The 855-nt window shown below is 66.3% G+C and carries 2 protein-coding genes; both read left to right on the top strand.

The window, feature by feature from the left end:
- Positions 1-60 precede the first annotated feature (60 nt).
- Positions 61-420, top strand: a complete 360-nt coding sequence (locus tag ACTWPT_RS60130) for a hypothetical protein (RefSeq protein ID WP_443186502.1) — start codon at positions 61-63, stop codon at positions 418-420.
- Positions 413-855 (top strand): ATP-binding protein (locus ACTWPT_RS60125; protein WP_443186501.1); only part of this gene is annotated, 443 nt, incomplete at its 3' end. The genes ACTWPT_RS60130 and ACTWPT_RS60125, both read left to right, overlap by 8 nt.

The raw sequence follows: 855 nt of genomic DNA, 5'->3' as shown, positions 1-855 counted from the left end.
ATCAATCCATCGCCACACCACAAACCAGCCACGACAACCATGACGATGACAAGGAATCCGATGAGCACCGATATCACCTACACACCTGATGGCATCAACCCGCGTCTGGCCCTGGACTTCACTGAGATCGCCGACATCTGCGCCCTGCTGGAACGCGCCGCCGCCCTGCTCACCCACGACAACGACAACGACACCAGCGACGGCGGCCAGGTGTGCTGTCACCAGGCCTTCGCCACCCAGCACTGGCGCGACAGCGTGCTGGTCGCCGGCTGGCTCACCGACCTAGCCGTCAGCCTCAACGAGCGCAGCCACACCGCCCTCGACACCGCCCTCGACACCGCCCTCGACAGCGCCCTCGACAGCGCCCTCGACAGCGCGGCCGCACGGCCGGCACGACGGGAGAGGGGTTGTGATGAGTGAGCTGGTCACCGCACGCATCCGCGCCCACGCCGGCAAGCTGGGGCTGAGCGATCTGGCCGACAACCTCGACACCCATCTCAAGCGGGCCGGCACCGAGCAGATGGGCTATCTGGACTTCCTCGACCTCGTCCTGGAGGAGGAGATCGGCGTCCGCGACGGCCGCCGGTTCCGCAGCGCCCTACGGCTGTCCAGACTGCCGCATTACAAGGAGATCGACTCCTACGACTTCTCCTTCCAGCCCGATCTGGACCCACGCAAGATCAAGGACCTGGCCACGCTGGCATTCGTCGAGGCCAAGGCCAACGCGGCCTTTCTCGGGCCACCCGGAGTAGGCAAGACCATGCTCGCCATCGGGCTCGCGGTCGCGGCCTGCCGGGCCGGCTACACCGTCTACTTCACCACGCTGGACGACATGGTCCGACAGCTCAAAGCCGC

Origin of the sequence: Nonomuraea sp. 3N208 (assembly GCF_052245935.1) — a bacterium.
Lineage (GTDB): Bacteria > Actinomycetota > Actinomycetes > Streptosporangiales > Streptosporangiaceae > Nonomuraea.
This window is presented reverse-complemented; position numbering and strand designations above follow the sequence as displayed.